Annotated in this window: 21 protein-coding genes, 2 tRNA genes, 3 rRNA genes and 1 pseudogene; 14 read left to right on the top strand and 13 right to left on the bottom strand. The window is 66.6% G+C overall.

Annotation, left to right across the window (positions count from 1 at the left end; translation table 11 throughout):
* Positions 1 to 171: 171 nt before the first annotated feature.
* From HUG10_RS12080 to HUG10_RS12055, 6 genes are all read left to right on the top strand, one after another.
* A complete protein-coding gene (locus HUG10_RS12080) occupies positions 172 to 480 on the top strand; it encodes a non-histone chromosomal MC1 family protein (protein ID WP_179169814.1) in 309 nt (102 codons plus the stop codon).
* 813 nt (positions 481 to 1,293) lie between these two features.
* Positions 1,294 to 2,767 (top strand): 16S ribosomal RNA (locus HUG10_RS12075).
* A gap of 111 nt (positions 2,768 to 2,878) precedes the next feature.
* A tRNA-Ala gene (locus HUG10_RS12070) sits at positions 2,879 to 2,950 on the top strand.
* 208 nt (positions 2,951 to 3,158) lie between these two features.
* A 23S ribosomal RNA gene (locus HUG10_RS12065) occupies positions 3,159 to 6,076 on the top strand.
* Positions 6,077 to 6,183: 107 nt separating this feature from the next.
* Positions 6,184 to 6,305: ribosomal RNA gene (rrf, locus tag HUG10_RS12060) — 5S ribosomal RNA — on the top strand.
* The 16S, 23S and 5S rRNA genes sit together here with 2 tRNA genes alongside, the layout of an rRNA operon.
* 121 nt (positions 6,306 to 6,426) lie before the next feature.
* Positions 6,427 to 6,502: transfer RNA gene (locus HUG10_RS12055), tRNA-Cys, on the top strand.
* A gap of 50 nt (positions 6,503 to 6,552) precedes the next feature.
* Here the strand turns inward: HUG10_RS12055 and HUG10_RS12050 are convergent.
* On the bottom strand, positions 6,553 to 7,122 hold the full coding sequence (locus HUG10_RS12050; protein ID WP_179169813.1) for a DJ-1/PfpI/YhbO family deglycase/protease: 570 nt from the start codon (positions 7,120 to 7,122) through the stop codon (positions 6,553 to 6,555).
* Positions 7,123 to 7,326: 204 nt separating this feature from the next.
* Between HUG10_RS12050 and HUG10_RS12045 the strand changes: the two genes are divergently transcribed.
* The 4 genes from HUG10_RS12045 to HUG10_RS12030 all read left to right on the top strand — a co-directional run bounded on the left by HUG10_RS12045 (position 7,327) and on the right by HUG10_RS12030 (position 10,287).
* Positions 7,327 to 7,767, top strand: coding sequence for a hypothetical protein (locus tag HUG10_RS12045; protein WP_179169812.1), 441 nt, complete (start codon positions 7,327 to 7,329; stop codon positions 7,765 to 7,767).
* A gap of 2 nt (positions 7,768 to 7,769) precedes the next feature.
* Positions 7,770 to 8,447: a DUF7546 family protein gene (locus HUG10_RS12040; RefSeq protein WP_179169811.1), complete on the top strand. Its 678-nt coding sequence runs from the start codon at positions 7,770 to 7,772 to the stop codon at positions 8,445 to 8,447.
* Positions 8,448 to 8,533: 86 nt separating this feature from the next.
* Entirely contained in the window at positions 8,534 to 9,874 is a 1,341-nt protein-coding gene (locus HUG10_RS12035) for a hypothetical protein (RefSeq protein ID WP_179171070.1), read from the top strand.
* A gap of 116 nt (positions 9,875 to 9,990) precedes the next feature.
* On the top strand, positions 9,991 to 10,287 hold the full coding sequence (locus tag HUG10_RS12030; RefSeq protein ID WP_394354992.1) for a DUF7410 domain-containing protein: 297 nt from the start codon (positions 9,991 to 9,993) through the stop codon (positions 10,285 to 10,287).
* A 297-nt stretch (positions 10,288 to 10,584) separates the two neighbouring features.
* On the opposite strand, the gene ftsY is transcribed toward HUG10_RS12030, so the two are convergent.
* The 5 genes from ftsY to HUG10_RS12005 all read right to left on the bottom strand — a co-directional run bounded on the left by ftsY (position 10,585) and on the right by HUG10_RS12005 (position 13,830).
* Complete coding sequence (gene ftsY / locus HUG10_RS12025; RefSeq protein WP_179169810.1) at positions 10,585 to 11,700, bottom strand: signal recognition particle-docking protein FtsY; 1,116 nt, start codon at positions 11,698 to 11,700, stop codon at positions 10,585 to 10,587.
* A gap of 3 nt (positions 11,701 to 11,703) precedes the next feature.
* Positions 11,704 to 12,201 (bottom strand): prefoldin subunit alpha, encoded by a 498-nt coding sequence (gene pfdA / locus HUG10_RS12020; RefSeq protein WP_179169809.1) that lies wholly within the window; start codon positions 12,199 to 12,201, stop codon positions 11,704 to 11,706.
* Positions 12,202 to 12,725: 524 nt separating this feature from the next.
* Entirely contained in the window at positions 12,726 to 13,391 is a 666-nt protein-coding gene (locus HUG10_RS12015) for a translation initiation factor IF-6 (RefSeq protein WP_179169808.1), read from the bottom strand.
* 10 nt (positions 13,392 to 13,401) lie between these two features.
* On the bottom strand, positions 13,402 to 13,677 hold the full coding sequence (locus tag HUG10_RS12010) for a 50S ribosomal protein L31e (protein WP_179169807.1): 276 nt from the start codon (positions 13,675 to 13,677) through the stop codon (positions 13,402 to 13,404).
* Positions 13,678 to 13,830, bottom strand: coding sequence for a 50S ribosomal protein L39e (locus HUG10_RS12005; RefSeq protein WP_179169806.1), 153 nt, complete (start codon positions 13,828 to 13,830; stop codon positions 13,678 to 13,680).
* 200 nt (positions 13,831 to 14,030) lie between these two features.
* On the opposite strand from HUG10_RS12005, the gene HUG10_RS12000 reads away from it, so the two are divergent.
* The gene (locus tag HUG10_RS12000; RefSeq protein WP_179169805.1) at positions 14,031 to 15,149 is read left to right on the top strand and encodes a DNA primase; all 1,119 of its coding nucleotides are present in this window, start codon (positions 14,031 to 14,033) and stop codon (positions 15,147 to 15,149) included.
* Positions 15,150 to 15,217: 68 nt separating this feature from the next.
* On the opposite strand, the gene HUG10_RS11995 is transcribed toward HUG10_RS12000, so the two are convergent.
* Positions 15,218 to 15,421, bottom strand: coding sequence for a DUF7472 family protein (locus HUG10_RS11995; RefSeq protein WP_179169804.1), 204 nt, complete (start codon positions 15,419 to 15,421; stop codon positions 15,218 to 15,220).
* Between the two features lie 174 nt (positions 15,422 to 15,595).
* Between HUG10_RS11995 and HUG10_RS11990 the strand changes: the two genes are divergently transcribed.
* Positions 15,596 to 16,255 carry an SWIM zinc finger family protein gene (locus HUG10_RS11990; protein WP_179169803.1) on the top strand — a complete coding sequence of 220 codons (660 nt, stop codon included), beginning with the start codon at positions 15,596 to 15,598 and terminating at the stop codon, positions 16,253 to 16,255.
* A gap of 23 nt (positions 16,256 to 16,278) precedes the next feature.
* Here the strand turns inward: HUG10_RS11990 and hjc are convergent, their stop codons facing one another.
* From hjc to coxB, 4 genes are all read right to left on the bottom strand, one after another.
* Positions 16,279 to 16,770: a Holliday junction resolvase Hjc gene (gene hjc, locus HUG10_RS11985; protein ID WP_179169802.1), complete on the bottom strand. Its 492-nt coding sequence runs from the start codon at positions 16,768 to 16,770 to the stop codon at positions 16,279 to 16,281.
* Between the two features lie 338 nt (positions 16,771 to 17,108).
* Positions 17,109 to 17,372 carry a cytochrome C oxidase subunit IV family protein gene (locus tag HUG10_RS11980; RefSeq protein ID WP_179169801.1) on the bottom strand — a complete coding sequence of 88 codons (264 nt, stop codon included), beginning with the start codon at positions 17,370 to 17,372 and terminating at the stop codon, positions 17,109 to 17,111.
* 9 nt (positions 17,373 to 17,381) lie between these two features.
* A complete protein-coding gene (locus HUG10_RS11975) occupies positions 17,382 to 20,069 on the bottom strand; it encodes a cbb3-type cytochrome c oxidase subunit I (RefSeq protein WP_179169800.1) in 2,688 nt (895 codons plus the stop codon).
* Entirely contained in the window at positions 20,066 to 20,863 is a 798-nt protein-coding gene (coxB, locus tag HUG10_RS11970; protein ID WP_179169799.1) for a cytochrome c oxidase subunit II, read from the bottom strand. Before coxB ends, HUG10_RS11975 begins: the two co-directional genes overlap by 4 nt.
* Positions 20,864 to 21,012: 149 nt before the next feature.
* Here coxB and HUG10_RS11965 point away from each other — a divergent pair, with 149 nt between their 5' ends.
* The gene (locus tag HUG10_RS11965; RefSeq protein WP_179169798.1) at positions 21,013 to 21,537 is read left to right on the top strand and encodes a DUF6789 family protein; all 525 of its coding nucleotides are present in this window, start codon (positions 21,013 to 21,015) and stop codon (positions 21,535 to 21,537) included.
* A 51-nt stretch (positions 21,538 to 21,588) separates the two neighbouring features.
* Here the strand turns inward: HUG10_RS11965 and HUG10_RS11960 are convergent.
* A pseudogene (locus tag HUG10_RS11960) lies at positions 21,589 to 22,812 on the bottom strand (mandelate racemase/muconate lactonizing enzyme family protein).
* Positions 22,813 to 22,909: 97 nt separating this feature from the next.
* Here HUG10_RS11960 and HUG10_RS11955 point away from each other — a divergent pair.
* A complete protein-coding gene (locus HUG10_RS11955) occupies positions 22,910 to 24,202 on the top strand; it encodes a lactate racemase domain-containing protein (protein WP_179169797.1) in 1,293 nt (430 codons plus the stop codon).
* Positions 24,203 to 24,279: 77 nt separating this feature from the next.
* Here HUG10_RS11955 and HUG10_RS11950 read toward each other — a convergent pair whose 3' ends face one another.
* Positions 24,280 to 25,479: an ABC transporter ATP-binding protein gene (locus HUG10_RS11950; RefSeq protein ID WP_179169796.1), complete on the bottom strand. Its 1,200-nt coding sequence runs from the start codon at positions 25,477 to 25,479 to the stop codon at positions 24,280 to 24,282.
* Between the last annotated feature and the right edge of the window lie 31 nt (positions 25,480 to 25,510).

Below are 25,510 nucleotides of genomic sequence, written 5' to 3'. Positions count from 1 at the left end.
ACGTGCGCGCGAGATACTACCCCCGGTGCCACCCCGCCGTCACCCCCGGGTTCTGGGCCCGAATCGACGGACGGCGCGCCTATGATACAAAAAGCTTTCTTCGAACAGTCCTCATTTCCCCGATATATTTATAACACAGTGTGTGCTGGCGTCACATGGAGGCGAAAAACCATGGTACGTGAGGACGGTAAGCGAAATTTCGCACTGCGCGAGACTGACGGGGACGAGGAGAGTGTCTACTCGGGGAACACCCCCAGGCAGGCGGCACTGAAGGCCGCACGCCGCCTCGAACCCGGGAACTCCGAGGAGGCCGCCGACCGGACGGAGCTCCGTCTCCGCGAGAAGGGGACGGACAAGGTCCACATCTACGACGGGTGGGCCTGGCGCGAGAGCGCGCCGGACAACAAGCCCGACTGGATGCCCGGCGAGATCACCGAAGCGAACGTCTCGAAGAAGGGCATCGAACATCTCGAGAGCTAGTCGGCGACGTTCTAGTTGTTCTTTGCGTACGCGCACGATCCGAAACACCCAGCCACTTTTCCGCGAATACGACCGGCGAACACGCCGCCCTGCCGTGCCCACCGTGAGTCACTTCCTAACCGTCGAGCGATCACGTCCGGAGAACGGTCCCATCCGTTAGCCACCGGGTACGGCTCCTCCACGCCGAAGCCGGCACGGGGCGACGTACACGGTTCTCCATGAGTCGGTCCACCGTGAAACCGCATGACGGTGTGTCGATGAAACGACGGCCTTTTACGTAACCCTCCCATCCGAATGAATGCGAAGGTCGCACGGGGCGCACCCGGGCGACACGGCACGCCCCTCAGGGGCGATGTCGAAGCTCATCCAACGCCCTTAAGTATACCAAGGCATTTCGGTACGAACGTGAATGGCAGACCCAAGCGGGGTCGAGCCAGGAACGATCCGGTGCCCTTAAGTGTATCAGGGGGCTTGGATTGAATGCGAAAGACACGACGCGAATCCGTCCGGTTCAACGCCGGACGAGTTCGCCGACGTTCGACGGACTCCGAAGGGCTTATACCCTTGCCGGGCGTTCGTTGAAATCCGAAAGAAATGAGGATTCCGCCCCTGCGGTCCGCCGCAAGACGGTATCTGATGTTAGCCTCGATAGTTCGGTGACACCCGATCGGTGTCACCGAGCTCGGACCACGCAATGCAGCGAATCGCGTCTTCGGATGCGATTCATTTGGTGATTCACGTCTTACGACGTGATCTTGGAGAACCACGTTTCACAACGTGATTCCCGCCACCCCGCTCCCTTACGGGAGCGACATTCCGGTTGATCCTGCCGGAGGTCATTGCTATCGGGGTCCGATTTAGCCATGCTAGTTGTACGAGTTCATACTCGTAGCAAATAGCTCCGTAACACGTGGCCAAACTGCCCTACGGACTGGAATAACCTCGGGAAACTGAGGCTAATTCCTGATACGGTTCCCATGCTGGAATGCCGGGAACCCGAAACGTTCCGACGCCGTAGGATGTGGCTGCGGCCGATTAGGTAGACGGTGGGGTAACGGCCCACCGTGCCGATAATCGGTACGGGTTGTGAGAGCAAGAACCCGGAGACGGAATCTGAGACAAGATTCCGGGCCCTACGGGGCGCAGCAGGCGCGAAACCTTTACACTGCACGCAAGTGCGATAGGGGGACCCCGAGTGCGAGGGCATACAGTCCTCGCTTTTCTAGACGGTAAGGCCGTCCAGGAACAAGAGCTGGGCAAGACCGGTGCCAGCCGCCGCGGTAATACCGGCAGCTCGAGTGATGACCGATTTTATTGGGCCTAAAGCGTCCGTAGCCGGCCGAGCAAGTCTGTCGGGAAATCCACCAGCTCAACTGGTGGGCGTCCGGCGGAAACTGCTTGGCTTGGGACAGGAAGACCCGAGGGGTACGTCCGGGGTAGGAGTGAAATCCTGTAATCCTGGACGGACCGCCGATGGCGAAAGCACCTCGGGAGGACTGATCCGACGGTGAGGGACGAAAGCTGGGGTCTCGAACCGGATTAGATACCCGGGTAGTCCCAGCCGTAAACGATGTCTGCTAGGTGTGGCGCTGGCTACGAGCCACCGCTGTGCCGTAGGGAAGCCGTGAAGCAGACCGCCTGGGAAGTACGTCCGCAAGGATGAAACTTAAAGGAATTGGCGGGGGAGCACTACAACCGGAGGAGCCTGCGGTTTAATTGGACTCAACGCCGGACATCTCACCAGCTCCGACAGTAGCGATGATCATCAGGTTGATGACCTCTATGTTGAGCTACTGAGAGGAGGTGCATGGCCGCCGTCAGCTCGTACCGTGAGGCGTCCTGTTAAGTCAGGCAACGAGCGAGACCCGCGTCCCTAATTGCCAGCAGTACCCTTGTGGTAGCTGGGTACATTAGGGAGACTGCCGCCGCCAAGGCGGAGGAAGGAACGGGCAACGGTAGGTCAGTATGCCCCGAATGAGCTGGGCTACACGCGGGCTACAATGGTCGAGACAATGGGTTCCTACCCCGAGAGGGGACGGTAATCTCACAAACTCGGTCGTAGTTCGGATTGTGGGCTGAAACCCGCCCACATGAAGCTGGATTCGGTAGTAATCGCGTGTCAGAAGCGCGCGGTGAATACGTCCCTGCTCCTTGCACACACCGCCCGTCAAAGCACCCGAGTGAGGTCCGGATGAGGCCCCCGTTGGGGGGTCGAATCTGGGCTTCGCAAGGGGGCTTAAGTCGTAACAAGGTAGCCGTAGGGGAATCTGCGGCTGGATCACCTCCTATAGACCGGGACCAGGGCGACGCCCTGGCCCACTTCGCTTGGTCCGGCTCGTGACGCCGATCGGGCACCTTCGAACTATCGAGGCTGACGACGTTACCCCCCGACGGGGGTGGGCCCGTAGCTCAGCGGTAGAGTGCCTCCTTTGCAAGGAGGATGCCCTGGGTTCGAATCCCAGCGGGTCCATGTCCTCGGGGCTCATCGTGAACCGCTCCCCTTAAGTGTGGGAGGGCTCTACGATGAGTCCCGAAGCAAGACCGATGCACCATCCCGCGAAAGCGCGGTTGGGAAGGGTTGAACACGGACACGGAAGACACCGTGACGTGTGATGAGACTGTATGTACGTGCAATCCAGACGCCCACTGGACCCGTTCATCGGGTCACAGTGACACACATCAATTGGCTACTGTGCCAGCTGGTGGATGGCTCGGCTCGAGAGCCGACGAAGGACGTGCCAAGCTGCGATAAGCTCCAGGGAGTCGCACGGAGACTAAGAACTGGAGATCTCCTAATAGGAATCCTCATAGCAATTGCTTTGCGCAATGGGGAACGTCCCGAATTGAAACATCTTAGTAGGGACAGGAAGAGAAAGCAAACTGCGATGTCGTAACTAACGGCGAGTGAAAGCGACACAGCCCAAACTGAAGCCCTCACGGGCAATGTGGTGTTCGGGCTGGTAACAAGCGGATCGTGTTCACGAGAAGTCTCCTGGAACGGAGCGCGATACAGGGCGACAGCCCCGTATCGTGAAGACGATCCGCGGACCAGTACCCAGAGTAGCGGGGGTTGGATATCCCTCGTGAATTTCCCAGGCATCGACTGGGAAGGCTAAACACTCCTCGAGACCGATAGCGAACAAGTAGCGTGAGCGAACGCTGAAAAGCACCCCGAGAAGGGCGGTGCAATAGGGCCTGAAATCAGTTGGCGATGGAGCGACGGGGCACAAAAGGTCCCGTGACGAACGACCGAGGCGCGAGCCTCCAGTAGGACTCACGGGAAGCCGGTGTTCCGTCGTACGTTTTGAAAAACGAACCAGGGAGTGTACTTCTTCGGCGAGTCTAACTTGATCATCAAGGAAGGCATAGGGAAACCGATACGGCCGCAGCGCTTTGCGTGAGGGCCACCGTGTTCAAGCGCGGGGAGTCGAAGTGGTACGACCCGAAACCGAGCGATCTATGCGGGGGCAGGGTGAAGCGCACCGAAAGGTGCGTGGAGGCCCGTTAGGGTTGGTGTCCTACAATACCCTCCCGTGACCTGCGCATAGGGGTGAAAGGCCCATCGAGCTCGGCAACAGCTGGTTCCAACCGAAACATGTCGAAGCATGACCTCTGCTGAGGTAGTTCGTGCGGTAGAGCAACCGATTGGAAGACCCGCCTCCGAGAGGAGTCGGCCTTCCTGTCGAACTCCGAACACACGAACGCTGGAGACGCAGAGAGTCCGGTGTCCCGGGGTAAGCTTGGGCACCATGAGGGGAACAACCCAGAGCCTGGTTAAGGACCCAAAGTGTGGACTAAGTGCGATTCGAAGGTTGTCTCGAGCCCTAAACAGCCGGGAGGTGAGCTTAGAAGCAGCAACCCTCTAAGAAAAGCGTAACAGCTTACCGGCCGAGGTTCGAGGCGCCCAAAATGATCGGGGCTGAAGTCCACCTCCGAGACCTGGCGGCGCGATTCACATCGCGATCCTGTAGGTTGGCGTTCTGTTTGGGTGGAAGTACGGGCGAGAGCTCGTGTGGACCGGACAGAAACGAAAATCCTGGTCACAGTAGCAGCGATATTCGGGTGCGAACCCCGAAGGCCTGAAGAGTAAGGGTTCCTCGGCACTGCTTATCAGCCGAGGGTTAGCCGATCCTAAGTCCCGTCGTAATTCGAGCGGGACAAAAGGGTAACTGGTTAATATTCCAGTGCTACCACGCACTGAACGCCGACGCTTTGGAGTCGGTCGAGCCGGACCTTCGTCCGGTCGAATCCTCAAAATCCGTGGAAGCCGTAATGGCACGAAGCGGATGAACGGGGAAATAGCGCAAGTCGACTCAATCTAGAGCCCGTGAAAAGGCAAGCGTGGTATTCGTACCGAGATCCGACACAGGTACTCTGGCAGAGCAAGCCAAGGCCAACGGGATCAACCGACGTTAGGGAATTCGGCAAATTAGTTCCGTACGTTCGCAATAAGGAATGCCTGCCCTCCACGGGGCAGGTCGCAGTGACACGGGCGCTCCGACTGTCTAGTAACAACACAGGTGACCGCAAATCCGCAAGGACTCGTACGGTCACTGAATCCTGCCCAGTGCGGGTATCTGAACACCTCGTACAAGAGGACGAAGGACCCGTCAACGGCGGGGGTAACTATGACCCTCTTAAGGTAGCGTAGTACCTTGCCGCTTCAGTAGCGGCTTGCATGAATGGATCAACGAGAGCGCCACTGTCCCAACGTTGGGCCCGGTGAACTGTACGTTCCAGTGCGGAGTCTGGAGACCCCCAAGGGGAAGCGAAGACCCTATAGAGCTTTACTGCAGGCTGTCGCTGGGACGTGGTCGCTAACGTGCAGGATAGGTAGGAGTCATTACACAGGTGCGCGCGCCAGCGCGTCGCCGAGACATCACTGAAATACTACCCGTTAGTGACTGCGACCCTCACTCCGGGAGGAGGACACCGGTAGCCGGGCAGTTTGACTGGGGCGGTACGCGCTCGAAAAGATATCGAGCGCGCCCCAAGATTTCCTCACGCGGGTCGGGAACCCGCGGAAGAGCGCAAGAGCAAAAGGAAGTCTGACAGTGTCATTCCCAACGAGTGACGCTGACGCGAAAGCGTGGTCTAGCGAACGGATCAGGCCTCTCCATGAGGCCGATTTACGACAGAAAAGCTACCTTAGGGATAACAGAGTCGTCACGCGCAAGAGCACATATCGACCGCGTGGCTTGCTACCTCGATGTCGGTTCCCTCCATCCTGCCCGTGCAGAAGCGGGCAAGGGTGAGGTTGTTCGCCTATTAAAGGAGGTCGTGAGCTGGGTTTAGACCGTCGTGAGACAGGTCGGCTGCTATCTATTGGGGGTGTCAAGGTACTTGACGGGAACGTTCGTATAGTACGAGAGGAACTACGAATGGTTGCCACTGGTGTACCGGTTGTCCGGAAGGGCAGATGCCGGGAAGCTACGCAGCACGGGGTAAGAGCTGAACGCATCTAAGCTCGAAACCCACCTGGAAAAGAAGTACCACTGAGGTCACTCGTAGAAGACGAGTTCGATAGACTCGGGGTGTACGCGCCGAGGCAACGAGGCGTTTAGCCCGCGAGCACTAACAGACCAAGCCACATTCATCTGCACTGCGGCCCATGAACGGGTCCAGGCGTTAACTGGATTGCACGTACATTACAGTCTTCAACCGACGCAGGCGTTACATCGGATCGTTCCCGATGGTCGGCCTTAAGGCGGCCACAGCGGCGGGGAAACACCCGTACCCATCCCGAACACGGCAGTTAAGCCCGCCAGCGTTCCGGCGAGTACTGGAGTGCGCGAGCCTCTGGAAAATCCGGTTCGCCGCCTACCACTCATACATCATCGAAAGCCCACCAGCACCGCGCTGGTGGGCTTTCTTCATTTTCGGAGACGCGTCGAAAAGCGGCGAATCCGCTAGGCTTAAGCGCCGCAACCGTCTTTCAATGCACGCGCCAAGGTGGCAGAGTTCGGTCAGACGCGACGGCCTGCAGAGCCGTTCTACGCCGGTTCAAATCCGGCCCTTGGCTTTTCACGATTTCGCACGATCAGACCGTAGAGCAGCAGCTTTGTCTGCCGGTCACTCGGCGCCCGCTGCGAACTCCTCGACGATCGTCTCGCAGAACGCGGGGAGGTCGTCCGGGTTCCGACTGCTCACGACTCCCCCGTCAGTGACGACCTCCTCGTCGACCCACTCGCCGCCCGCGTTGTGGACGTCGATCCGCGGGCTCGGATAGGACGTCAGCGTCCGGCCGTCGACCACGTCCGCCTCGACCAGCGTCCAGGGGCCGTGACAGATCACCCCGACCGGTCTGTCGGCCGCGACGTGTTCGCGCAGTAACTCCACCGCGTCGTCGTCGACGCGGAGTTTGTCCGCGTCGACGGTGCCCCCGGGGACGATCAGCGCGTCGTACTCGTCGGGGGAGACCTCCGAGAGGCTTCGCTCGACCTCGTACGTGTCGCCCGGATCGAGGTCGTCGTTGACGGTGTCGGCCTCGCCGGTCTCGACTCCCAGGACGTCGACGCGGGCCCCTGCGTCGGAGACAGCTTGGTTCGGCTCGGTGAACTCCACCTCTTCGGTACCCTCGGGCGCGAGGGAGACCCCGACCCTCGTCCCCTCGAGACGCTCGGACTCGGTCTCGCTCGTCACACGGACGGACGAGCGGAATCCTGGTTGTTGTTCCACTTGCTTCCGCAACTTCGCATTGTTGGGGGTGATCGGTGGTTTCCACCAGGAGTACCGTCACGCTAGAGGGCGACGTGACCGCCAGCGACCCGACGAACCGAGAGCGCCGGGGCCCGATCGCGACAATATTTATACCACTCCGGCTCTTCAGCAGTGCTAACTATCCCCATGGAAGCGAGTGGCTATCTCCTCAGCGGGGTTCTGACCGGGCTGTTCCTCCTGGGGACGGTCCTCGTCCTCGCGCGGAACCGGAACTGGCAGCACTACTCGCCGGCCGGGGACGCTTCGGGCGTCGGCGAAACGGTGGAGCGACTGGCCGGGAGCCCCGGCACGTGGATCGGGGGATTCGTCCTCCTGACGCTCGGTCTCGGCCTTGGGACCCTGGTGGTCGTCGGCGGCCTCCCGGTCCCCGAGGGTGTCCAGGGCGCGGCCACGGTCGCGATGGCGGTGGTGGTCCTCGCCGTGCTCGCCGGCTACGTCTTCCTCGGCGTCTACCACTCCGTCCGGTACCGCGGACTCTACCGATCGCAGGCAGCGGCGGCGGGCATCTGGATTGTCGCCACCCTCGCTGTCGCGGGCATCGCCGTGATGCTGCTCACCGCGGGGTGAGCGTGAGCGTCACGTTCGCCCGACTGTGGGACCCGGAGTTCCGGCACCGGCACGGCTGGCTGCTCGGCGTCGTCGCGCTCGAGTTGCTCTCGGTGGTCGCCTACTTCGGGCTCACGTCTGCACGGATCACCGACCTCCGCTACGTCCTCTACCCGTTCGTCTGGATCACGGTCGGGATCTGGGCGGTCGCCGCAGTCGACGTCCGATCCGACGCGCCGACGAGCCACCGCGTCGCGGCCGCGGTCGTCGCGGCGGCCTACTTCCTCGTCCTGGCGTGGCTGGCCGGCCTGATCGCGGTGTATCTCGGCGGGCACGCCCACGCCCACTCGCACATCCACGGGCTCCAGATCGGGATGGCCGCTCCCGGATGGGGGCCGCGGGTCGCCTACGTCACCCACGCGTTCCACGTGTACTTCGTCCCGTACCGCGTCATCGGCTTCCTCGCGCTGGCGTACCTCGTGTACGCGACCGTCGTCGACGCGACGGGTGCGGCCCTCTCCGGGGCGCTGGGGCTGGCCTCCTGTGTCGGCTGCACGTTCCCGATTTTCGCGTCGCTCGCGGCCGGCGTCGTCGGGCCGAGCGTGGCCGCGACCGTGACCGACCTCTCGGTGGACCTCTCGACCGCGGTGTTCCTCGCGGCCGTGGCGCTGCTGGTCGTCCGTCCGGGGTTCCGGCGGTGAGCGACGCGGGGCGTCCGGGTGGCGGGCCGCACGACCGATCGGCCGTTCGCCGGGGTTCGGTTCGACTCGCCGCGCTCGCCGTCCCGCTGTTCGTCTCGCTCGCGATCGTGCCGGTCGTCCGGGCCCACGTCGGCGGACTCGGCGGGACGATGGAACCGGTCGCCGTGCCGACCTGGCTCGTCATCACCACCGGCGGCGGCGTGGTCGGCGCCTCGTTCCTCTTCACCAGCCTGCTCACTGACCGCGGGCCGATGCACTCCGTGGCGGGGTGGCGCGGTCGCGTTCCCGGCGTTCCGTCCGTCGCCGATCTGTTCTCCAACGTCGGCCGTCGCGGACTCCAGGCGATCGGCGTCGTGGGGGTCCTGGCGGTCGTCGTCTCCGGCCTCCTCGGCCCGCCGACGTCGACGGCGAACCTCGCCGTCCTGCTCACCTGGGCCGGCTGGTGGGCGGGCTACACGATGACGGTGTACCTCGTCGGCGACTCGTGGCCGGCGGTGAACCCCTGGCGGACGCTCGCGGGCCTCCTGCCGACGCTCGACCGCGAGTACCCCGGGCGGTGGGGCGGGTGGCCGAGCGTCGCCGGCCTGCTCGCGCTGGTGTGGCTCGAAGTGACGAGCCCCGTCACCGACGACCCGCGGCTCCTGGCCGGCCTCGTCCTCGGCTACACCGCGGTCACCCTCGCCGGTGCGGCGGCGTTCGGCCGCGAGGCGTGGTTCGGCCACGTCGACCCGGTCGCCAGGGTGTTCCGGTGGTACGGACGCCTCGCGCCGATCCAGCGCACCGACGACGGCCTCGAACTCGTCGTCCCTGGCGCGGGGCTCGTCCGGACGACGCCAGAGCGGGAGGACGCCCCGGCGTTCGTCGTGGCGCTGCTGTGGGTGACGACGTTCGACGGTCTCGTCTCCACGCCGGCGTGGGCGGCGGTCGCCAGGCCGCTTGTCGGTCTCGGCGTCCCCTCGCGCCTCCTCTCGCTGGTCGCGCTCGTCGCCGGGTTCGGGCTGTTCTACGCCGCGCTCGTCGGCGCATCCCGGCTGTCCCGCGACACGGCGGACAGCTACGTGACCGCGGACTACGTCCGGCGCGCGCTCACCCCGTCGCTCGTCCCCATCGCGGCGGGCTACCACCTCGCGCACTACCTCGGCTACTTCCTCGGTCTGGCGCCCGCGCTCCTCGTTGCGCTTTCAAACCCGCTCTCGGGGGTCCCGGGGCCAACGTTGCTCCTCCCAGGATGGTTCGGGGGGCTCAGGCTCTCGTTCGTCGTGGTCGGCCACCTCGTCGCGGTCGGCGTCGCGCACGTCGTCGCCTTCGAGACCTTCCCGGGGCGCCTCCAGCCAATCCGGAGCCAGTACCCCTTCATCGTCCTGATGATCGCCTACACGATGACCAGTATATGGATCCTCACTCAGCCGTACGTCCAGCCAGTATGACCGACGCACGCGATTCCCCAGACCTCGCGAGCACCGCCGGCACCGCCGGGAGCGGGGACTCCGCCTCCACCCGGGTGGGGACGGACCGGTCCCGGGGCATCGTCAACGGCCCCCCGATCGGTCCGGTGGAGTCCCGCCGGGACGTGCCGACCCGGGTTCCGGACGGTGAGACGCCCGGGGGGCGGTGTCCCTACTGCGACCGCCCGTTCCGGACCGAGCGCCTGCGGGACCTCCACGTCGGCGAGGTCCACGGGGACGAACTGACTGACGCCGAGCGGGAGGCGCACGATGAGGCGGACGAGGCGGAGCTCGACGAGCTGTTCTTCTACCACATCAAGGTCGTCGTCCTCATCGGCCTGCTGTTCTCGGCGTTCGTGCTCGGCTACACGGTCGTGTTGAGCGGGGGCGTGTAGACCCTCGTTGAGACGAGGGGTCGTCCCTAGCGGTACGGCGGCGCGTGCCGGCGCGGCTCCGTTCACGCGAGCGAAGCGAATGTGAACTCACGGGACCGAAGGTCCCGGGTAGTCCGCGCCGGATGCGCGCGAGGGATGAGCACCACAGCGCGAGCAACGCGAGCGCGATGAGCGCAGTCGGCTGGGGAGGGCGTGGCTCTCATCACGTCCAGGTGTAGTGGTTCGCATCTTCACGGCCGAAGCCGCACGACGATACCGAACAGGAGGGCTCGACGAAAAACCGAATTCGACCGCTACCTACTCCTCGCCGAGTAGTTCGTCGACCAGCGCCTCGGGGTCGAACTGCACCAGGTCGTCGTACTCCTGCCCTGTCCCGAGGAACAGCACCGGCTTCCCCGTCACGTAGGCGATCGAGATCGCCGCCCCGCCCGAGGAGTCGGCGTCGGCCTTCGAGAGCACGACGCCGTCGATCTCGGCGGCGTCGTTGAACTCCGTCGCGCGTCGCACCGCGTCCTGGCCCGCGACCGACTCGTCGACGAACAGCGTCAGGTCGGGCTCGACGACGCGGTCGATCTTCTCGAGCTGGGCCATCAGGTCGTTGCTCGTGTGGAGCCTGCCGGCGGTGTCGCCGAGCACGACGTCGATGTCGTTCGCGTCGGCGTACTCCACGCCGTCGTAGATCACGGCCGCCGGGTCGCCGCCCTTGTCGTGGGCGATGAGCTTCCGGCCGAGCGCGTCGGCGTGCTCGCCGATCTGCTCGTTCGCGCCGGCGCGGTACGTGTCGCCGTTCGCCAGCACCGACGAGTAGCCTCGGTCCTCGAGCCACTCCGAGAGCTTCGCGATGGTCGTCGTCTTCCCGACGCCGTTGACGCCGGTGAAGACGACGGTCACGGGTTTGTCGGCCGCGGCGATGCGCTCCTCGAAGTCGAACTGGCCGACCGAGATGACCTCGAGCAGCGCGTCGTGGAGCGCCTCCGTGACGAGCTGGTCGGTCGTCTCGATCTGCGCGCGCGCCTCCCCGAGCATCTTCTCGCGGACCGTGTCGAGGATCTCCTCGGCGACGGTCATCTCCACGTCGCTGCCGAGCAGCGCGAACTCGAGGTCGCGCAGCGGCTCCTGGAGGTCCTCCTCCTCGATGATGACCTTCCCGGTGGCGAACGCCTTCGCGCGCGTGAACCGGCTCGCGGTCGGGCCGTCGTCATCGTCCGGCTCCTCCTCGATGGCTCCGCTCTCGTCCGGCTCGGCGGGCGCGGTATCGGCTTCGGTCTCGGCGACCGCCCCTGCGTCCTCGCTCTCGGCTTCGGCCCGCTCGTCCGCCTCGGCCTCGGCTTCCGCCTCCGCGGCCTTCTCCTCGACCTCCTCGGCCGCGTCCTCGCGGAACGAGGAGAGCTTGTCCTTCAGGCCGTCGAACATCGCCTACTCGTCCTCGTCCCCGGGTTCACCCTCGCCCTCGCCCATCATCCCCTGCATCTGCTGCATCTGCTGTTGCTGCATCTGCTGTTGCATCTGCTGGGCCTGCTGTTCGAGCTGCTGGCTCTCGGCCTGAAGTTCGCCCTTCTCGGACTGGAGCTCCGAGATGCGGTCGTCGAGCGCGTCGCGCTTGCGGTCGAGCGCCTCGGCGGCGTCGCCCTGGGACTGCTCGGCCGCGTACCCGCCGCCGAGCGAGACGATGATCTCGTCGATGTCCGAGACCTCCGCGCGGACGTACGCGCCGCCGCCGAGGGGCACCTGCACCGTCGAGCCGGTGTCGAGCGTCTCGATGGCCTCCTGGGCCTCGTCGATGTCGCGCTGCTCCTGGCGGATCTCCTCGATGTCGGCCTCGACCTCCTCGATCTCGGCGTCGATCGCCTGGAGTTCCTGGGAGAGCTGCTGAAGCTGCTGCTGACCCTGACCGCCGCCGCCACCGAGGCTCATGCGGCCACCTCGAGGGTCGCGCGCCGGTTGCCGCGGGTCCGGACCTCACCGCTCACGGGACACTGATTCATGCCCAAAAAACGCCCCGCGAGCGGGAAGTACCTTCCGACTCGGCTATTCGCGCGACTGCACGCGGTGGTTCGGATGTCGGTCGCCGTGACGCCGGCATGGTGTGGACTTCGGTATCCTCGTGACCTCGTTCAGTCCCGTCCGTGGTCATTCCGGGTCAGCGTCGCCGCTGGTCATTCGATCGATCGAGTTCTCGCGGTTGGGGCGCGTGACGCGAGCCCCCTCGGGGGCGAGCACACGCGCGCCAGGGATGAGCACCGCAGGACGCGAGCATGAGCAAGCGTCCGAGGAGCGCAATCGGCTGGGGAGGCCGGTGGTGTCTCATCACGCTCGGCAGTAGTGGTCTGCTAGGCCACGAAGCTGATCGATGGGTAGCGGCAGTCTTGGTTTAGCAGTCGATCAGCTCTGTCCCACCAAACAGATCCCAAAAACGCCAATCGAAACCAAAATCGCGCCTACTCGATGAAGCCGAGGGTGTCCTCGATGCGGCCGAGTTCCGGGCCGGTGGTGTCCTCGCCGACGACGTAGCCGTCGTCGTTGGCGAGCAGGCCGGAGCCGACGAGCGGGGCGCCGTAGTTCACGGTGCCCAGGTCGGCGTACACGTCGAGGTGCTCCTCGACGGCCTCTAGCTCCTCCTCGCGCGACTGGGGGTGGCACAGCACGCCGGTGTTGTTCGCCACGGCGGCGGTGCCGACGGTGTTCACGTCCGCGAGCGAGCCGCGCTCGACCGGCACGTCGAGGGTCCGCTCGACGACGCCGACAGCCTCGTCCGTGAGCTCCGGGTGGACCCACGCGCCGTAGTCGTTCGCGAGCACGACGTTGCCGGCGGCGTTGAGCCTCCCGGGGAGCCGTTCGACGGGGTCGCCGGTCGCCTCGCGGATGGTCTCGAGTTCGCGGTCGGTCGCCTGCCGGGAGACGAGCGTGCCGTTCTCGTTGCCGGCGGTCAGCGCGCCGACGGTGCCGGAGCCGCCGACGGTCGTCGCCGTCGCCGGGAGGTCGAACTCGTCTGCGAGGTCCTCGATGCGGTCCTCGCCCGCGTCGGGGCGCACGAGCAGGCAGCCGGTCGAGACGTGCGCGTAGACGCCGACGTACGACGAACCTTCGAAGGAGACGCGGAGCACGACGAACCGATTACGCGGGCTCGGCCTCGACGACGACTTCGCCGTCCTCGTCGAAGCGGGCCGCGCGAACGCGGAACGTGCTCGGCGGGTTCTGCCTGCCGCGCTCCCAGATCGCCTCGTTGACGGCGGGGTCGAGCCTGACGTCGCCCTCCTCGACCGAGAAGTGCTTGGCGAGGTGGCCGCGGATGAGCGACATGGCGCGGTCGCCCCGCTCCTGTTTCGGTGCCTGCTTGGCGTCGCGGAGGGGGACGGTGACGACCCGCTCCTCGAAGTCGTTGGCGCTCATTTACTCGTCCGTGTCGCTCCGCCGCCAGTGGCGACGCTTGGGGTTTCGCGTGACGTCCATGTCGGTCTTCATCATCACCCAGGCCGGGACGCGGCTGTTCTGCCGCTCCAGCTTGGCCAGCCGCTTCTTCTTGGCCTTCGATTTCTTGGTCATGGTATCGCGGGAGTTGGCCCGGACGGCTTAAATTCTTGTCCATCCGCCGTTCCGCGCGTTCGGGTGGCGGTCCGTCCTCCACCGGGATCGGATCGGCTCCCGAACAGGCGGACCCTACCAGTCGCCGCCGAACGGCGCGACCGCGACGATGGGAAGACCGTCGTGCTTAACCCACCCCGCTCGCAACCCGGAGTCCAAGTATGGACCCGCGCTACGCCCGCTACCCGTTCTTCGGGAACGCCCGCGAGGCGGTCCGCGAGGCGGGCGTGGACCTCGCGACGCTCGTCGCCGAGCGCGACCCGGCGGTCGAACGGGGGCGCGAACGCGTCGAACGCGCGCTGGTCGAGGGAACCGTCGCCTCCGAGACGCCCCATGAGTGGGACACGCGCGAGGAGTTGCTCTCCTACCCACTCGCGCGGATCCTCGTCTCGCTGCTCGACTCCCCCGCCGCGGTGGAGAAGTACGCCGGCGCCGAGGCCCGGACGGCCCACGAGCGGTTCACCGCGGACGTCGCGCGCGACGGCCCGCCGGACCCCGCCCGGGCCGACCTCCACACCCTCCTCCGGGAGTTCGACCTGGCCGACCGGACGCGCCCGGAGGACCCGCCCGCCGGCGCGCCCGAACCCCAGTGGTTCCGGCTCGGCGTCGGCGCGTACCTCGAGTACGTCGACCCGCGCTGGGGCGACGACTGGCGGCTGGTCAACCGGGAACTCGCGGGGGGCGAGGTGCGGGTCCCGCGCGACGGGCTGTTCCGCGTGCTCCGGGAGGCCGTCCGCGAGCGCGTGTCCGAGGGGCTCCCGTTCGAGGGCGTGAGCGAGGAGCTCTCCGAGGAACTGGAGACCGAGATCGCCGATCTCCGGGACCTGCTCGCCGAGCGCGCGACCGTCGCCGACTTCGACGTCGTCGCGCCCGAGCACTTTCCGCCGTGTCTCGCCCGCCTGCTCGACCGGACCCGGAACGGCGAGGGCGACGAGTTCGACCCGCAGGAGCGGTTCGCCCTGCTGTCGTTCCTCGCCGGCCTGAACCTCGACGTGGGAGGCGTCGTGACGCTCACCGAGGGCGGGCTCTCGCCCGATCGGGTGGCCGCGGAGTTCGCGTACCTCCGCGACGAATCGGGGGCGCAGTACCCGCCGCCGTCCTGTGAGACGCTTGGCGCCTACGGCGTGTGCGACAACGAGGACGAGCACCGCCGCGTCGCGCCGCACCCCCTGGAGTTCTACGCCCGGCAACTGCGCGAGGCCGACGAGGTCGTGGACTGGCGGGAGCGGCGGCGGAACGCGGGTACCGGTGCCGACGCGGACGCGGATGCGGACGCCTGAGCGGGGAGTGGGCCGAAGGCGGAACGGAAGGCGGCGTCAGAATGGGCCGGAAGCGGTTCGAGCGGAATCTACGAGGCGTCGAGGAACAGGCCGACGAGCGCCATCAGGACCACGAACAGCGCCACGATGCCGACGAGGGCGTAGCCGCCGACCTCGTTGAGGTGGTGGTCGTTCGTGTACTGACTCCCCACCACGACGACGAGCGCGATGAACACGCCGACCGCGCCGACGGAAACGGCGATCTTCCGGCGCATCTCCGCGTCGATTTCCATGCCGCCGCCTTCCCCGGCACCCGGCAAAAGGGCTTCGAAGCGCCTCGCAACACCGTGTTGGTTCCACTGTAGACGCCAGGGAAACCCACCCGAACGGGGTGGACTGAGGGGTGTGACGTTGCACGTGAAACGAGGGTTTAGGTCCGTCGAGCACGTAGAGACGGTCGATACGGGATGACGCACTCAGTACACACATCCGCGTCCGCAGCCCGTCACACGCTCCCCGACGACGGCCTCACCGGCCGGGCCGGGCGGGCCCGCCGCGAACCGATGGCGGTGCGGGCGCTCCGGGACGACACGTACCTCGTGGACACCGAGCACGACAGCTACATCGTCGACCTCGACGCCCGCTCGTGCAGCTGTCCGGACCGAACGATTCGAAACGCCCGCTGCAAGCACCTCCGCCGCGTCGCGATGGAGGTGAACGAGGGGCTCGTGCCGCCGCCGGGCAAGCGCGACGGCGCCTGCGCGGTCTGTGGCGAACCGATCTTCGTCCCCGTCGGGAAGGGGAGCTACCTCTGTCCAGTCCACCGGCCGGCTCGCGGCGAGTTCGTCCGGGACCGCGAGTCCGGAAGCCTGCTGCTCGTCACCGACGTGACGAGCGAGCGGTCCGACGAGCGCGAGACGGACGACGGCCGGCCCATCGCCGAGTACGACTCGAACCGCGACTACGGCGACCACGAACCCGTCGTCGAGGCGGTGTACGTCGGCCGCGCTCGTGCGGCGGACGGCCACCTCGACGTGTCCGGCCTCCGGCGCTACTCGTTCCCCGCCTCGCGACTGAAGCGGATTCCGGACGATATAGCCCCGAACCTCGCGGTCGTCGGAGTCTGACGGGGTCCTCGGAGAACACTCCTCTACTCCAGCATCTCGGCGGCCTCGTCCGCGGAGAGCACGCCCTGCTCGACCGCGTTGAGGACCTCGGCGACGGAGCGGTCGCTCCCGGCCTCCTCGCCCGCCGCCTTCAGGTCCTCGATTGTCTGCCCGTCCTCGATGGCGGTCTCCTTCTTCACGCGGTAGTTGCCGCCGTCGGTCGTGTGGAGGTCGCTCGGGTGGAAGAAGTACCAGTCCTCGCGGTCGAAACGCACGCCGACCTTCGGGCTCGCGCCGAAGTTCCGCGCGAAGTAGATGAGGGCCTCGACCTCCTCGCCGGTGAGGTAGATGGGTTTCCCGGAGGAGGACTTCGCCTCGACGGCGTAGAAGACGTCGGCGTCGCCTGCCAGCACGTCGGGGAGTTCCCGGTCGGTAGAGGAGCCGCTGGCGGGCGCGCGCATCACCGCGAACCCCGCCTCGTCGAGCCTGTTGACGAGTTCGCGCTCGCGGCGGTCGCCCTTCGGATTGCCCGGCATTTCTGGTGCAACTCCGGGAGGGCTCCGGATAAAGGGGACGGAAGCGAGGTGAAAGTGAACTACGGGTCGAAAGGCGGCCCACTGGCGGTCGGCGCACGTGACGCGAGCGCCCCCGTGGCGCGAGCACACGTGCGCGAGGGATGAGTGACCGAGCGAAGCGAGGGAGCGAATCGGCTGGGGAGGGCGTGGCTTTCATGACGCTTGGAATTAGCCCGTTGCTCCGAAACCGATGTACTCCGAAACCGACGTAACGACCTCGAAGGGATTCCCTCCTAATAGAACTCGAACGTCACCACAGCGATCGAACACCGACCGCGAAAAAACCGAACTCCCCGAACCTACATGATCGAGTACGACGCGGCGACGGTCAGCGCCAGCGCCGCAAGCAGCCCGCCGAGCATCACGTACGACACCGACCGCGGCTCCGAGCGGAGGTGCTGGTAGTAGCCCGCGACCACGATCGCCTTCGCGGTCGAGACGACCATGATGATCGCGAACGCCGTCCAGTAGGTGAACCCCTCGAACTGCTCGATGAGCACCTGCAGGGTCGCCAGTACGAACAGGACCACGTATATCGCCGTGTACAGTTTTGTTGACGTCATTTTGATCACCTAGAGGATGTAGAACAGCGGGAACAGGAACAGCCAGACGATGTCGACGAAGTGCCAGTAGAGCCCGAAGTACTCCACCGGGCGCTCGTCGTCCAGGTACGCCCCCTTGACCGCCCGGATCAGCATGTACAGCGTGATGAGCAGGCCGACGGCGACGTGGGCGCCGTGGAGCCCCGTCGTGAGGTAGAACGTCGACGACGCGACGTTCGTCGAGAGGTTCCAGCCGTGCGGGAACGCCTCCGAGTGGACGTGGAACAGGTGCTGCCACTCCAGCGCCTTGTTGATGAGGAAGCCGACCCCGAGCAGGAACGTCGCCGCGAGGCCGCCGACCACGCCCCACCGCCTGCCCTTCTCGGCCGCGACCAGGGCGAGCACGACGGTGAAACTGCTCGTCAGGAGCAGGTACGTGTTGATGAGCCCCGGGAGCGGGACGTGCGCCGCCGGGATGAGGTGGTGCCAGCTCTGCCACCCCTCCGCGACCCGGATGAACACGTACGAGCCGATGAACGCCCCGAACAGCACCACGTCGGAGGCCAGGAAGATCCAGAGCCCGAGCTTCGTGTTCTCGATGTTCTCGAACGGCCAGCTCGATCCGAACGGGCCGGTGAGCCCCTGGAACGGCTCGCGAGTCATCCCGACCAGCCCGTAGCCGAGCACGACGACCCCCACCGCGAGCAGCCCCGCGTAGGCGCCGCCGGCGATGCCGGGGACGAAGCTCCCCTCCCGGATGCCCGAGAGGCCCAGCAGGGCGAAGAACCCGCCGAGGCCGACGACGAACGGCCAGATGCTCGCGTGGTCGGCGCCGTGATCGTCGTGGGCGTGCGCCGCGTCGTCGACGTGCGCGCTGGCCGGCAGGCCGCCGTCCGCGGCGCTCGGCCCGCCCGAACCGATCGACGGGCGGAGGTCGTCGACGAACGAGAGCGACCCGCTCGCGTAGCTCGGCCGACCGGGGAAGTTGTCGAGCGGTGGGGGCGAGGACACCGCCCACTCGGCGGTCGTCGCGTGCTCCCAGGGGTTGTCCGGCGCCGGGTCGCCGGCCCAGAGGCTCTTGGTCAGGTTCCAGAACATGATGAGGAACGAGCCGCCGAGCAGGAACGCCCCGACGGTCGCCGTCTGGTGGTAGCCGGCGAGTGCCATCGGGTACTCGAAGACGCGACGGGGCGTCTCCCAGGCGATGAACATCGGGAAGTACAGCACGTTGAACCCGACGAAGAACACCGCGAAGTGGACCTTCCCGAGGAACTCGTCGTACATCCGGCCGGACATCTTCGGGTACCAGTAGTACAGCGCCCCGACGAGCGCGGTGACGCCGCCGACCATCACGTAGTGGAAGTGCGCGACGACCCAGTAGGTGCCGCGGAACTCGTAGTCGAGCACGACGGCGCCGAGGAACACCCCGGTGATGCCCCCGATGATGAACACGAGCAGCCCGCCGAACGCGAACAGGAACGGGGTCGTGAACCGAATCCGCCCCTTGATGGTGGTGTAGATGAGCGCGAACACCATCAGGTCGAACGGCAGCGAGATGCCGATGGTGGTCGCCATGAACAGCGTCTTGATCTGGAGGTTGATCGCCGTGAGGAACATGTGGTGCATCCAGACGACGAAGCTCTGGAGCGCCACCAGCAGCATCGCCGCGATGAACCACTTTCGGCCGACGATGCGGCGCCCGGTGAACGTCTGGAATATCTCCGCCATCGCCCCCAGCGCCGGGAAGAAGACGATGTACACCTCCGGGTGGCCGAAGAACCAGAACAGGTGCGCCCACAGCAGCGACCCGCCGGCGCCCGTCGCGGCGAAGTAGGTCGTCCCCAGCAGCCGGTCGGAGGTGAGGATCATCATCGCCGCCAGCAGCGCGGCGAACGCGAACAGCATCATCCAGACGGTGAGCAGGATGGATATGCTGAACAGCGGCATGTCCCTGAGCCGCATCCCCTCCGCGCGCATCCGGTGCATCGTCGTGAGGAAGTTCACCGACGACACCGTCACCGAGGCGACGAACATGATCATCGCGAGCACCGTCGTCGTCGCGCCGGGTTCGGGCGTGTACAGCGGGATGTTCAGCGGCGCGTACATCGTCCACCCGCCCGAGAAGGTGCCGCCCTGGAAGAACGAGACGAAGAACAGGGCCCCGGAGAACAGGTAGAGCCAGTAGGAGAGCGCGTTCAGCCGGGGGAACGCGAGGTCCTTCGCCCCGAGCTGGAGCGGGACGACGTAGTTCGCGAAGCCGAACGCGAACGGCGAGAGGAACCAGAACACCATCAGGAGCCCGTGGGCGGAGACGGCCTGGTTGTAGGCGTTCGCCGACAGGAAGCCGGTGCCGGGGACCCACAGCTGCAGCCGCATGAGCAGGGCCAGCACGCCCCCGAAGACGAGGAAGAACAGCGCCGTCACCGTGTAGAGGATGCCGACGTCCTTGTGGTTCGTCGTGACGAACCAGCGCGTCAGCGTCTCGGCTCCCGGCAACCCGTGGTGTTCGTCGGTCTCGGCGGCCGCCCCGGCCGTCCCGTGGCCGCCGTCGGCCTCGACTCCCGCGTCGCCGCCGTCGGTCGCCGGCGTCGGGTCGGTGCCGTCGTCGTCGTCGGTCGTCGGGGCCGTGCTCGCCCGCCCGTCACTGCCGGCGTCGTCGCCATCACTTCGGGCGTTCGGGTCGTCGATCCGGTCGTCGGTGTCGTCGTTCGTCGTCATGCTCCTCCGAGCGCGTGTGCCGTACTGTTGCTCGCCGTTCCGTTGCCCGCCGTCCCGTTCCCGGCGGTGCCGTTTCCGCCCGATGCGGTGCCGTTCTCGGCGGTCGTGTTCGCGTACCAGGCCTCGTACTCGTCCTGTGGCATCACCTTCACCTCGGCGGTCATGTACGAGTGGCCGACGCCGCACAGCTCGTAGCACTGCGCCATGTACGTCCCCCGCTCGTCGGCGATGAACCACGTGTCCGTGGTCTGGCCCGGGATGGCGTCGGACTTCACCCGGAGCTCCGGGACGCCGATGTTGTGGAACACGTCCTCGGAGGTGATCGAGAGCTTCACGTTGGTGTCGACGGGGACCCGGAGGGTCGAGTCCTGGTAGCCGTTCGGGTAGATGAACTTCCAGCCGAACTGGAACCCGACGACCTCGACTTCGACGGTGTCCTCGGGCGTCGGCGGGTCCTCGACGAACGCCAGCGCCCCGTACGTCCAGGCGATGAGCGAGATCACGATGACGGCGCTCAGCGTGAACGAGACGAACAGTTTGCCGCCGCCACCGCTGCCGGTGGGGAGTTCCCCCAGCGTCGGGAGGTCTTCGTTCCCCCGCTTCACGTCGGCGTCCGCCCGGTACTTGTAGGCGTTGTAGAGCATGTAGCCCACGACGACGACGCCGACGAGCGTTCCGAGCACGAGGAACACGTCGAAGATCTGCTGGAACACCTGTACACGCGTTCCCCGCGGGACGATGCCGTTCTGGAGCGGCGCCAGGCCTACGCCCGCCCCGGTGTGATCGAGTATCATGACATCCGTTAACCCAGCACGTTGCACCCAATCCCCCCCATGTACACTTATTCATTGCGGAGAATGCCCCCGGAAGTCGGCCAGAAGTGGTCGTTAAGCGGTCGAACGCCGGGACAAGCCTTTTATCATGAACGATGGTACCACACACCATGGAAGAGGAGAACTCACCGGGGACCGTTCAGGACGTCGAACTGGGCGAGGAGGAGGCCGAACCGGACTTCGACCACCTGTTCGGCGTCATCACCGACGGGTTCGTCGGCGCCGTCGGCGGCGCGGTCGGCACCGCGATCGTAACCGTCGGCCTGCTCGTCGCGCGGACGTTCGGCGCCTTCGAGATGACGGCGTTCGCCGAACTGGCCGAGATGACGGGGACCGTCGTGTTCTACCCGCAGCACCCGGTCGCGGTCGGCTACTTCGTCTTCCTGGCCGGCGGGATGGTCGTCTGGCCGCTGCTGTTCGCGTCGGCCGGGTCGTACCTGCCGGGGGATCGCTTCGCCACCAGAGGGATCACGTTCGGCGCCGTCATCTGGACCGGGTTCGCGATGGCGTTCTACGACCCGTCGTTCTGGCTGCCCGGCTACGTGTTCTTCACGCTCGTCGCCCACCTCGGCTACGGCTTCGGGCTCGGCGCGGTGTTCGACTACCTGTCGACCCGACCGGACACGCTGGTCTGAGCCGATCCTCCCGGTCCACCGACTCCGGCTCTTCTCCCGCCGCGCCGACCGTCACGACCAGAGGTCGCCGTCGCCCTTCGCGTGTTCGGCGGCCACGTCCTCGTCGAGTTCGACGCCGAGCCCCGGCGCCTCGGGCACGGCGACGTACCCGTCCTCGATGAGGGGGTCCGAGCGCGTCACGAGGTCGTCCCACCAGTCCACCTCCAGCGCGTGGAACTCCAGCACGCCGAAGTTCGCAATCGACGCCCCGAGGTGGACGCACGCCATCGTCCCGACGGGGCCGCAGACGTTGTGCGGCGAGAAGACGATGTAGTTCTCCTCCGCCCGGTTCGCGATGGCCCGCGACTCCGCGAGCCCCCCGCAGGTGGTCGGGTCCGGCGTCACGACGTCGACCGCGAACTCGTACAGCAGTTCGGAGAACTCGTGGACGCGGAAGCGGTTCTCCCCGGTCGCGAGCGGCGTGCTAGTCGAGCGGGCGACCTCCCGTTGCGCCTTCACGTTCTCCCGCGGGACGACGTCCTCGAGCCACATGAGGCCGTACGGCTACAGCGCGCGGGCCAGCCGCTTGGCGGCGTCGAGCGAGTAGTCCCAGTGGCAGTCGAACGCGACCTCCACCTCGTCGGGGACGGCCTCGTCGACGGCGGCGACGATCTCGCGCTTGTCCTCCACGTCCGCGGCCGATAGCCGGCCGTTGAACGGGTCCGGCTCGTTGTCCGTCGGCGTGTCGAGGTCGAACTTGATGGCGTCGAACCCGAGTTCGACGGCCTGCTCGGCGGTCTCGGCGTACGCCGCCGGCGTGTAGGACTCCTCCTCGCCGTACTCGGTGTAGCCGGTGTCGACCGCGTACGCCTCGCCCGCGTGGAGGTCGCAGTAGATGCGAACCTCGTCGCGGTACTTCCCGCCGAGGAGCTGGTAGGTCGGCACGTCGAGGAGCTTCCCCGCGAGGTCCCAGAGCGCGATGTCCACGACGGCGATGGCCCGCAGTATGGCGCCCTTCCGGCCGATCTGGACGGTGCCGTCGAACATTTCGCGCCAGAGGCGCTCGGTGTCGCGCGGGTCCTCGCCCTCGACCATCGGCGCGAGCACGTCCGTCACGGCGTCGGCGACGAGCCCCGCCCCGCCGTACCCGAGCGTGTAGCCGAGCCCCTCGATCCCGTCGGCGGTTCGGACGTACGTGATGGCGTGGTCGCGCTCCTCGACGGTCCGCGTCGCGAACGAGACCGGCTCGTCCAGCGGGATGGACACGGCGAAACTCTCGACCTCGGCGATTTCCATGCGGGACGGTTCGGTTCGAACCGGCAAATCTCTATGCCACATGGTAGCACGAACCACTTCCGACACCGTTTACCCGCCGCCCGTCACACTACCTCACATGCGATTCCCGGACGCAAGCGTCGTCGACGCGATGCTCCATCCGCCGGCGCTCCCCCGGTTCGCGTCGGTCCGGTACGAGCCGGAGACGCCGGAACTGGCGGACGTGGAGGCGGCGGCTCGGGGTGAACTCGCCGAACTCCCGCTCGGCGACCTCCCCGGGGGAGCGAGCGTCGCCGTCGGGCTGGGGAGCCGCGGCATCCACGACGTCGTCCCAATCGCGCGGGCGGTGATCGACGAACTGGAACGGCGCGGCTTCGAGCCGTTCGTCGTCCCAGCGATGGGGAGCCACGGGGGCGCGACCGCCGAGGGACAGCGACGGACCCTCGCCGGCATCGGCCTCACCGAGGAGGCGCTCGGCTGCCCCGTCGACGCGCGGATGGACACGACCACCCTCGGCGAGTCGGCCGTCGGCGCCCCGGTCCCGTTCTCGACGGCCGCGCTCGAGGCCGACGGCGCCCTCGTGATCAACCGCGTGAAGGCCCACACCAACTTCACGGGCCGGTTCGAGAGCGGGCTGACGAAGATGGCGACCATCGGGCTGGGCAAACAGCCCGGCGCGAAGGCGGCCCACGAGCACGCGCTCGTGAAGGGATACGTCCGCGTCCTCGCGGCCGCGCTCGACGTGGTTCGCGCGGAGGCGCCGCTGCTCGGGGGCCTCGCCATCGTGGAGAACTTCCACGACCGGACCGCCCGCGTCGAGGGCGTCCCCGCGTCGGCGCTCCCCGACGCGGAGGAGCCGCTGCTGGAACTGGCCGACGAGTACATGCCGACGCTCCCGTTCGACGAACTCGACGTGCTCGTCGTCGACGAGATCGGAAAGGACGTCTCCGGCGCGGGGATGGACACCAACGTCGTCGGCCGGTACAGCGTGCTGAACGCGGACGACCCCGAGCACCCCGCCATCAAGCGCATCGTCGTCCGGGGGCTCACCGAGGCGACCCACGGCAACGGCAACGGCATCGGCCTCGCGGACGTGACGACCCGCGCGGTCGCCGAGGAACTCGACCTCGACCAGGTGTACACGAACGCGCTCACGAGCGGGTCGCTCAGCAAGGCGAAGCTCCCGGTCGTCCTCCCCGACGACGAGCACGCGGTCACGGCGGCGCTCTCCACGATCGGCACCTACGACCCGGCGGACGTCCGCGTCGCCTGGATTCGCGACACGGCGTCGCTGTCGTCGTTCCGCGTCTCCGAGGCGCTCGCGCGCGACCCGCCCGCCGGCGTCACCGTCGAGGGCCGGGAGGAACTCTCGTTCGCGGACGGCGAGCCCCGCTTCGAGCCGCTCGGGTAGGCCGGATCGGTCGGGTAGGTCGGACCGGCCGAGGCGGTCGAACCGGTCGAGTACCGCCGCCGCGAGGAGCGGGACCGCTACCGGAGGACGTTCTCGCCGGTCCGGCCGTCGAACAGGTGCGCCTTGTCGAGTTCGACGCCGAGGGTGACCCTGCCCCCGATGGACACGTCGCTCTCGTTCGAGACGCGCGCCGTGAACTCGGCGTCCTCGTCGTCGGGGCGGTCGACCGGCGCGACCGTCACGTCCATGTGCGGCCCCATCGGCTCGATCACCTTCACCAGCACGTCGAACGTCGCTCCCTCGCCGGGGTCGCCCTGGACCGCGACGTCGAACAGGTGTTCGGGTCGGACGCCGAACTCGGCGTTCCCGAGGTCGCCGGTCCACTCGCGGAGCTTCGCGTCGTGCTCGTCGGGCAGGCGGAGGTCGAACGCGTCGGAGACGACCCACCACTCCCCGCCGCGCTCCTCGACGCGGGCGGTGAAGAAGTTCATCGGCGGCTCGCCGATGAAGCCCGCGACGAACTTGTTGGCCGGCGCGTTGTACAGCTCCTGGGGCGGCGCGAACTGCTGGAGCTGCCCGTCGTCGAGCACGACGACGCGGTCCGAGAGCGTCATCGCCTCGACCTGGTCGTGGGTGACGTACACCGAGGTCTTCCCGACGCGGTCGTGGAGCTTGTTCAGTTCGGTCCGCATCTCGATGCGGAGCTTCGCGTCGAGGTTCGACAGCGGCTCGTCGAACAGGAACACGGCGGGGTCGCGCACGATGGCGCGCCCGAGCGCGACGCGCTGCTGTTGCCCGCCCGAGAGATCCGACGGGCGGCGGTCGAGCAGGCCGGGGATGTCGAGCGACTCGGCGACCTCCTGAACGCGCTGTTCGACCTCCTCGTCCGGGTACTTCCGGATCTGGAGCGGGAACGCGATGTTGTCGTGGACCGTCTTGTGCGGGTACAGCGCGTAGTTCTGGAACACCATTGCGATGTCGCGCTCGCGGGGGTCGAGCCCCTTCACGTCGCGCCCCTCGATGACGATGTCCCCTCCCGTCGGCTCCTCCAGCCCCGCGATCATCCGCAGGGTCGTCGTCTTCCCGCAGCCCGAGGGCCCGACGATCACGACGAACTCCCCGTCGTAGATCGTCAGGTCCAGGTCCTCGACCGCGACGACGGTCGAACCGTCCTCCTCGGTGAACGTCTTGGTGACGTCCCTGAGTTCGACGCTGACGTCGCGATCCGTCCGTTGCGTCGTCCGCTCGTCCGCTTTGGGTCCTGCTGTGTCGCTCATTGGTCGATGGTCTCCGTGGTCGGTCGTGCGG

The sequence above is a fragment of the Halorarum halophilum genome (genome assembly GCF_013401515.1).
Taxonomy (GTDB): Archaea; Halobacteriota; Halobacteria; order Halobacteriales; family Haloferacaceae; genus Halorarum; species Halorarum halophilum.
This window is presented reverse-complemented; position numbering and strand designations above follow the sequence as displayed.

Excerpts from the sequence above, each read along its gene's own strand:
- HUG10_RS12080 (WP_179169814.1), top strand. The coding sequence starts at position 172 with ATGGTACGTGAGGACGGTAAGCGAAATTTCGCACTGCGCGAGACTGAC.
- HUG10_RS12045 (WP_179169812.1), top strand. The coding sequence starts at position 7,327 with ATGGAAGCGAGTGGCTATCTCCTCAGCGGGGTTCTGACCGGGCTGTTC.
- ftsY (WP_179169810.1), bottom strand. The coding sequence starts at position 11,700 with ATGTTCGACGGCCTGAAGGACAAGCTCTCCTCGTTCCGCGAGGACGCG.
- pfdA (WP_179169809.1), bottom strand. The coding sequence starts at position 12,201 with ATGAGCCTCGGTGGCGGCGGCGGTCAGGGTCAGCAGCAGCTTCAGCAG.
- HUG10_RS12010 (WP_179169807.1), bottom strand. The coding sequence starts at position 13,677 with ATGAGCGCCAACGACTTCGAGGAGCGGGTCGTCACCGTCCCCCTCCGC.
- HUG10_RS12005 (WP_179169806.1), bottom strand. The coding sequence starts at position 13,830 with ATGACCAAGAAATCGAAGGCCAAGAAGAAGCGGCTGGCCAAGCTGGAG.
- HUG10_RS12000 (WP_179169805.1), top strand. The coding sequence starts at position 14,031 with ATGGACCCGCGCTACGCCCGCTACCCGTTCTTCGGGAACGCCCGCGAG.
- HUG10_RS11995 (WP_179169804.1), bottom strand. The coding sequence starts at position 15,421 with ATGGAAATCGACGCGGAGATGCGCCGGAAGATCGCCGTTTCCGTCGGC.
- HUG10_RS11990 (WP_179169803.1), top strand. The coding sequence starts at position 15,596 with ATGACGCACTCAGTACACACATCCGCGTCCGCAGCCCGTCACACGCTC.
- hjc (WP_179169802.1), bottom strand. The coding sequence starts at position 16,770 with ATGCCGGGCAATCCGAAGGGCGACCGCCGCGAGCGCGAACTCGTCAAC.
- HUG10_RS11980 (WP_179169801.1), bottom strand. The coding sequence starts at position 17,372 with ATGACGTCAACAAAACTGTACACGGCGATATACGTGGTCCTGTTCGTA.
- HUG10_RS11975 (WP_179169800.1), bottom strand. The coding sequence starts at position 20,069 with ATGACGACGAACGACGACACCGACGACCGGATCGACGACCCGAACGCC.
- coxB (WP_179169799.1), bottom strand. The coding sequence starts at position 20,863 with ATGATACTCGATCACACCGGGGCGGGCGTAGGCCTGGCGCCGCTCCAG.
- HUG10_RS11965 (WP_179169798.1), top strand. The coding sequence starts at position 21,013 with ATGGAAGAGGAGAACTCACCGGGGACCGTTCAGGACGTCGAACTGGGC.
- HUG10_RS11955 (WP_179169797.1), top strand. The coding sequence starts at position 22,910 with ATGCGATTCCCGGACGCAAGCGTCGTCGACGCGATGCTCCATCCGCCG.
- HUG10_RS11950 (WP_179169796.1), bottom strand. The coding sequence starts at position 25,479 with ATGAGCGACACAGCAGGACCCAAAGCGGACGAGCGGACGACGCAACGG.